Origin of the sequence: Bradyrhizobium cenepequi (assembly GCF_020329485.1) — a bacterium.
Lineage (GTDB): Bacteria > Pseudomonadota > Alphaproteobacteria > Rhizobiales > Xanthobacteraceae > Bradyrhizobium > Bradyrhizobium cenepequi.
In genome coordinates this window covers 24,289-30,899 of record NZ_JAGKJI010000066.1, presented here as the reverse complement: position 1 = coordinate 30,899, position 6,611 = coordinate 24,289, and the positions used below count along the sequence as shown (strand labels likewise).

The 6,611-nt window shown below is 60.2% G+C and carries 5 protein-coding genes and 1 pseudogene; 3 read left to right on the top strand and 3 right to left on the bottom strand.

The window, feature by feature from the left end:
• Positions 1 to 241, bottom strand: a 241-nt coding sequence (locus tag J6497_RS36470) for a hypothetical protein (protein ID WP_225709033.1), incomplete at its 3' end; no start/stop codon positions are given.
• A gap of 1,089 nt (positions 242 to 1,330) precedes the next feature.
• On the opposite strand from J6497_RS36470, the gene J6497_RS36465 reads away from it, so the two are divergent.
• Both J6497_RS36465 and J6497_RS36460 read left to right on the top strand, forming a co-directional pair.
• Entirely contained in the window at positions 1,331 to 2,395 is a 1,065-nt protein-coding gene (locus J6497_RS36465; protein WP_225709032.1) for a transglycosylase SLT domain-containing protein, read from the top strand.
• 777 nt (positions 2,396 to 3,172) lie between these two features.
• A complete protein-coding gene (locus J6497_RS36460) occupies positions 3,173 to 4,297 on the top strand; it encodes a TIGR03118 family protein (RefSeq protein WP_225709031.1) in 1,125 nt (374 codons plus the stop codon).
• Between the two features lie 270 nt (positions 4,298 to 4,567).
• Here J6497_RS36460 and J6497_RS36455 read toward each other — a convergent pair whose 3' ends face one another.
• The gene (locus J6497_RS36455; protein ID WP_225709030.1) at positions 4,568 to 4,738 is read right to left on the bottom strand and encodes a ParB N-terminal domain-containing protein; all 171 of its coding nucleotides are present in this window, start codon (positions 4,736 to 4,738) and stop codon (positions 4,568 to 4,570) included.
• Positions 4,739 to 4,762: 24 nt separating this feature from the next.
• On the opposite strand from J6497_RS36455, the pseudogene J6497_RS36450 reads away from it, so the two are divergent.
• Positions 4,763 to 5,946 (top strand): annotated as a pseudogene (locus tag J6497_RS36450) (amidinotransferase).
• A gap of 40 nt (positions 5,947 to 5,986) precedes the next feature.
• Here J6497_RS36450 and sugE read toward each other — a convergent pair.
• On the bottom strand, positions 5,987 to 6,301 hold the full coding sequence (sugE, locus tag J6497_RS36445; protein WP_225709029.1) for a quaternary ammonium compound efflux SMR transporter SugE: 315 nt from the start codon (positions 6,299 to 6,301) through the stop codon (positions 5,987 to 5,989).
• Between the last annotated feature and the right edge of the window lie 310 nt (positions 6,302 to 6,611).

Below are 6,611 nucleotides of genomic sequence, written 5' to 3'. Positions count from 1 at the left end.
CAATCGCCTCGGCAACGATCGACAGGGTAACTTGCTCGTGGGCGTACATGGGCCCTCCCAGGCGGGAGGAGTAGACGACCACCACGCCGTCCGAATTGGTCCACGGCTCCAGACACGAGGTTCGGATTTTGGCCGGGGCATCGCTTTTCGCGAGCGCGGTGCCGGTCGGAGGCCGAGAGGGCCGCGAAGGAGCGGCCGCAGCCGGTGGGTGTCGCAGTTCCACCAAAAGATTTCCGTCCATGCGCAATCTCCTCGAGGAATCGAGCGTTGCGCAGAGCTTGGACGGTACTCGTCTAAACGGGAGTCTGCCTGTCCCCGTGAGCGCTGACTTGGGAGCGCATTGGGCCGGGCGCAAGTGCCCAAGTCGGACTTGTTGACGCTGGCGACCGAGCAATAAAAGCGGCGTTGCACTTTATTGATTTGATCTCCGCCGCGGGCGAAGCTGGATGCAGCCTCCCGGTTTCGCGGCGCAGGCTGGAACGGCGGCGTACGCAACGGCAGCCATTGCGGCCGCTCCGAGTAACCTCTTGAGCATGTTCACTTCCCATATTTTTTTGAAAAGGTTCAGCGTCATTGCTGAATGCTGCGAAGGCCTTGATCGCGCGAGCCGCGAAAAGTTTCGAATGAATTTCGTGCGATCCAAGGGTGATGATCGGGCGACGCAAAGCCTTATGCAACAAGACGCATTTTCATTACGGGTTCGTAACGATTTGAATTCGACGGTTGCGCCGGACGCGATGTCGCGTTCGTTCGGCGCTGCGCAGATGGCGTACAGACAAATCGTACAGCCGTCGCCCAGTCGTCCGGCTGGCGGCCCCACCGAAGGTCCGAAGGCTGGTGAATGGGGGACTGATTTTCGGTCACTTAGAGCTTTAGTTGGCGCTCTGGTTGGCGGACGATGTCGCCTCTTGGCCCCCTTTGAGGCGTGCCGACGAACGCAGAAATTGTCCGCTTATCGGGGTAGACCGGAAGTGATCAGAGTATAGTCAAACCGACGCGATTTGACGACCCGTTGCGGACTCAGAGGACGCCGATGCAGCGGAGCGTGCCGTCGCGATGATCGGCACGTGGCGGCTACGGCTTGCAGCTCAATTGACATAGCGTTCGCTTACAAAGCAAACGGACGGAAGGATCGATTCTGAATTGGTCAGCGTCGCTGTCCAGTGCGTCTTGGCCGCAACAGCCATTGAGAAATTCGAGCCGTCCAGCCTCACGCCTTGGTTGTGGCAAATCTAAAAGATACGTCGATGCTGGACTAGGCTCCAGACTTGAACACGGGGATCTGTAGTCGGAATTGAATGGGGAAACCGCGGCGGCGCGGCTGGCGACATTGAAAATTTGGCAAGCAAGCTGTATTGCCGGCGCGCTGACCGCGACTTCGCTTGCCGCGATTCATCAGATCGCGGTATCGCGCCCGAGCGTCGCAACGCCGAATGCGAGAGTTGCTGATGCATTCAGCGCCATCCCGCTGAATGTGACGACGGTCCTGACAAACGCCCTCGCGGCGTTGCCGGCCCCGGTCCTCAAGGCGAAATTCGATACAAGATCATCGGCTAATGCGATTGTTGCGGCGAAATTCAGCACCGCGGCGCCGGACGCGGTGATGCCGTCCGATGTGACCGGTTCGCTGCGGCAAGGACGAATGTTGCAGGCCAGTGCCAGCCTTGAGGCTGTGCCGCCCGAGAACGAGGCAACGCCACAGCAGGGCCGTCCGCCTGCTTCGCCCAATTCGGACGAAGGCGAACTGCCGTATCTGAAGTACTACGTCTACTCCGAAATTCCGCCGCCGGAGAAACCGGCGAAGATCGCCTTGGCGGCATTGAGCGACGTTCCGGTCGGAACGCCGGTCCAGGAGATCGAACGCGCGGCCGAAGCATTTGGTGTCGATGCCAATTTCATGAAGGCGGTTGCCAAAATCGAATCCGATTTTAATCCCAGGGAACGCACCGGCTCCTATATCGGTCTGTTCCAGCTGAGCAACTCTGAGTTCAGCGAATACGGGTCGGGCGACATCCTCAATCCGCGCGACAACGCTATGGCTGCCGCCTACAAGTTCGTCACCGAGGCTGCGCTATTCGAAGCAATAACGCACATGGAGCTGACGTTCGCCAATCTCTATCTGATCCACCAGCAGGGCTGGGAAGGAGCCGCCGAACACCTCAGCCATCCGCAGCGGATTGCCTGGAAGTCGATGTGCGCGACCCAGGAGGGCTTGGCGAAGGGCGAGCGATGGTGCAAGCGCGCCATCTGGGGCAACACGATGCCGGCGGTCAAACGCGAATGGAAGTCGGTCGATCGCCTCACCTCGGGCGCGTTCGTGGCGATGTGGCGGGACCGCGTCGACACCCTCTATGCCCGCTATCCAGCGCCAACGCTCGCAGCGGCCGAACGCTAGAGATGACAGTTTGCGACTGCCCACACGTCCTGTCCCACACGTCGTTTCGTCGGGAGAGTGTGTCGGCACACTTGGGAGTCCAGTCTCCGACGGCGGAGAGTGGGTTGCGTTCCGCTTAGGGACTGGGTGGTTGCTCGGCCCGGCGGCGGATTGATCCCAAAAACTCGACCGGTGCCGCTCCGAGGCCCGGGCTCCTAGATTCAGAGGCAATCATGTCAACTGATGGCCCACATCGCGAAGTGGTCCCCGTCGTGCCGACGCCGCGCAAGAAGCCCGCGAAAGCTTACAGGGTTGTTTAGGTGCGGCCTTTGATCAACGGGTTCACTGCCGTAGCCGTCTTCGTTCCCGTGCCGTGTTGATCTCGTACACACCGCGACAATAGCGGCCCATAGCCCAAAGCAGCCCGAGGTAACAAAGTTTCGCTTTTCCCGTGCGGTCGCTGCCGTCTACCTTGGCGACGATGGTGCGCACGGTGCTGAGCCCGAGCCCCGCCGTCATGAAGGCGGCTCGGTCATCGCCCAAGAAGTGCCGTCCGTTGGAACGAAGTAGCGCATGACGAATTTAGAGAGCGTCAACAGTTCGCGGCAGAATGGGGCACTTAGCCGGTGATTGCCGCCCATCATTTTACCTCTGCAATCAAGCACCGAAGCCCTTTGCTTAGAGCTGACGACTTCATCGCTTCCGCCTGAATCCGCCAGGCGGCCTGGTTGCCAATATTCTCGGATGAAAGACAGCTGCTCGACCCTGTCAGTCGTTGCATATCATGGAGGAACAATCATGAAAGCGCGGTTCCAATTTGACCCGGCGTCAGCCCACGCCGCCGATGCGGCCATCTATGTTCAGACGAATCTGGTCTCGGACATCCCCGGATTGGCCGAGGCAACTGACCCGCATTTGGTGAACCCTTGGGGCGTTTCGTTTACGCCTGGCAGCCCCTTCTGGGTCTCGGACCAGGGCACCAATTCAACCACTCTCTACTCGGTGACCGACAGCACCGACGTCAATAATCCCGTTCCCGTTTTCACAGTGAACATCCCGACTACCGAGACCGGACCCCAGGGCCCCACGGGACAGGTTTCCAATACGAACGTAGAATCTTTCAAGCTGACCGACGGCAACCTCATGAGCGCCAGCTTCATCTTCGCCGATCTCAACGGGACGATCTCCGCCTGGAACCCCAGCCTCGGGACAGACGGGTCAACCGCGCACATCGAAGTGACGACGCCGGGCGCTTCCTATACCGGATTGGCAGTCAACGAGGCTCATACGATGCTCTACGCCGCCAACAACAGCGCCGGGACCATCGACGTCTTCAACAGTAGCTTCGACCCGGTCGACCTAGGCGATCATGCGTTTCGGACCCCGGGCCAGATCGAGGCCCGGGGGCTCGTCCCCTTCAATGCGACGGACATCGACGGCCAGGTGTATGTGACCTATGCGCCTTCCGGGCATGAGGCGCAGACAATGGCCGGGCCAGGCGACGGGGCGGTGGCCATTTTCAGCGAGAGCGGCAAACTCGAGCCGCATGGAGTGCTGCTCGGCGGCCCTCACACCCCTCTCGCCGCTCCGTGGGGCGTCGCTAAAGCTCCGGACAATTTCGGCCAGTTCAGCGGCGACCTTCTGGTGGGCAATTTCAGCTTCCTGGACAGCGAAATCAACGCTTTCGATCTCCAAACCCACCAGTTAGAAGGCACGATCCCGATCGACGCCGGTTCGGGACACACGCCGGGCGGTCTCTGGACCCTGACTTTCGGGGGCGGCGGCAACGACGGCAGCCCGAACACCCTCTACTTCACCGACGGCATCGACGGCGAGACGCATGGTCTGTTCGGCGCAATCGAGAGCATGCCGCTAATTGGGGCATCGACGCCGACGCATCATTCAGACACGTTGTTGGTCTGATCGACGCGGCGTGGCCGATGACGCGCCCAGCCGGGATAGGGGTTGGCGGCGCTCTGCACGGCCACGACACCTCGGGATGGGCGGCGGCGTAGCAGTCACCGAATCATGATGACGGTCATGCGTCGCTGAAAGGGCGCAGACGTGCCGCCCTCCGTTTGCTAGTTGCCCCGGCAGCCGTCGCCAAACCGCGCACCTCGGAGCGCCCATTTGTGCTAGAAAATGTCCCGCAACTATTCGCAGCTCCTTCCACGGCTGTCCTACCGCGGAAGTTCATGAGCGGGGCGGTCGCTTAAGCCCCATCGAGCAGAGCGCGTTCATGGGCAGTTGGTTGTCCGCGAGCAGCCTTCTGCGCGTCGGTCCAACCCGGGCCGTCATGACCGGGATTTCGCGGATGCCCAGCTTCTTCGCAGCGAGCACGCGACCATGGCCGGCGATGATCACGCCAACTGATCGTCCGCCGACGGCGTGCCGCCGTCCGTTGGAACCTCCAAGGCGAGCGATTGTTGTAGCCCTCGAGGCCTCAGCGATGGACATGATCACGCGCACTGTCGGCCCGGACGCCGCCCCAGTGGGGCAAGTTTCTGCAGTGAACTCCCACAACGAGTGGGATCCCTGGAGGAAGTGATCGTCGGAAGGCTCGAGGTGCGACCATCCCGTCCGGTCATCCGGTTGTAACCTGCAACATTCCGGGTATGGCTGCGCGGGCCCAGTCGCTTGTCGCAGGCTGCCACTTTCCAAAGATCATGATCGAACCGGCGCAGCGCGAGCTTGATGGCTTTGTTGCGCTGCTACAGTCGCTGGGCATCCTGGTAACGCGGCCGGAACCGATTGATCACAAGAAACGCTTCGGCACGCCGGAATGGTCTTCGCACGGGTTCTGCAATTCCTGTCCGCGCGACAGCATGCTCGTGATCGGCGACGAGATTATCGAAACGCCGATGGTTTGGCCGTGTCGCTACTTCGAGACGCACTCCTATCGTCCGATCCTGAAGGACTATTTCCGACGCGGCGCGCGCTGGACCGCCGCGCCGAGGCCGCAACTAACGAACGAGCTGTTCGATGCAGAGTTTCGCGTCCCCGAAGAAGGCGAGCCGATCTCATATATCCTGACTGAATTCGAACCGGTCTTCGACGCCGCGGATTTCTTTCGCTGCGGGCGCGACCTGTTCGTGACCCGCAGCAACGTAACCAATGCGTCGGGTATTGAATGGCTGCGTCGCCACCTTGGGAACGGCTATCGCATTCATGAGATCGAGAGCCGCTGTCCCAATCCGATGCACATCGATACCACCATCTTGCCGCTTGGGCCCGGCAAGATTCTGATCAATCCCGAATATATAGACGTCGACCGTCTCCCGGCCATCTTGAAAAAATGGGACATCCTTGTTGCCCCGGAGCCCGACCCGATCGCCGATGGTATGCTCAAGATCACTTCGCTATGCGGGAAATGGCTCAACATGAACGTGCTGACAGTGGACGAGAAGCGCGTCATCGTTGATCCGCATCACGCGCGAACAATGCGTGCGATAGAGAAATGGGGATTCGAGCCGATTCCATGCGAGTTCTTGCACTACGCCGCATTTGGCGGCGCCTTCCACTGCGCCACGCTCGACGTCCGGCGGCGCGGCACGTTAGAGAGCTATTTTTGAGCGCTGACCCTTTCGGGAGATCCACATCGCGCCGCCCGGCCTATGCGGTGATTTTCAGTCCGATGATACCGGAGAGAATGAGGCCGATACAGGTAAGCCTAAGCAACGTCGCGGGCTCATTGAAAAGATAAATACCGAGCGCCGTAGTGCCGATGGTGCCAATGCCCGTCCACACCGCGTAGGCCGTACCGACTGGCAGCGACTTAAGGGCTAGGCCGAGGAATCCAATACTGGCCACCATGACGGCTAGCGTACCGATCGAGGGTAACAGGCGCGAGAATCCTTCCGTGTATTTGAGGCCGATCGCCCAGGCGGGTTCGCATAGGCCAGCAACGAGCAGGAACAGCCAAGCCATGGGAGATCCTCCCTAAAGTGCCTCTCCACGCTCTTTGCGTGCAGCGTGTCCACGCGTAAGAAAAGAGTGCAGCGAAGAATTATGAATTTGAAAAGAAGAAAACAGCCTATTTCGCAAGAGGGGTCGGGCTTCCGCAATCAAATTTGCCACCGGCTCCACGGCTCTAAGATTGTCTGCTTTCCGGGGCAGACCGGAAGTCATTGGTGCACAGTCAGAATGACGCGATTGACCCAGAGCAGAGTGCGCCAGGCAAGCTGGCAAAGAATAGGAGGTGAAAGTCCCCCACGAGGAAGGTTTAGCCAACCGCCCC

Coding starts and splice junctions, on each gene's coding strand:
- sugE (WP_225709029.1), bottom strand. CDS start 6,301: ATGGCTTGGCTGTTCCTGCTCGTTGCTGGCCTATGCGAACCCGCCTGG.
- J6497_RS36460 (WP_225709031.1), top strand. CDS start 3,173: ATGAAAGCGCGGTTCCAATTTGACCCGGCGTCAGCCCACGCCGCCGAT.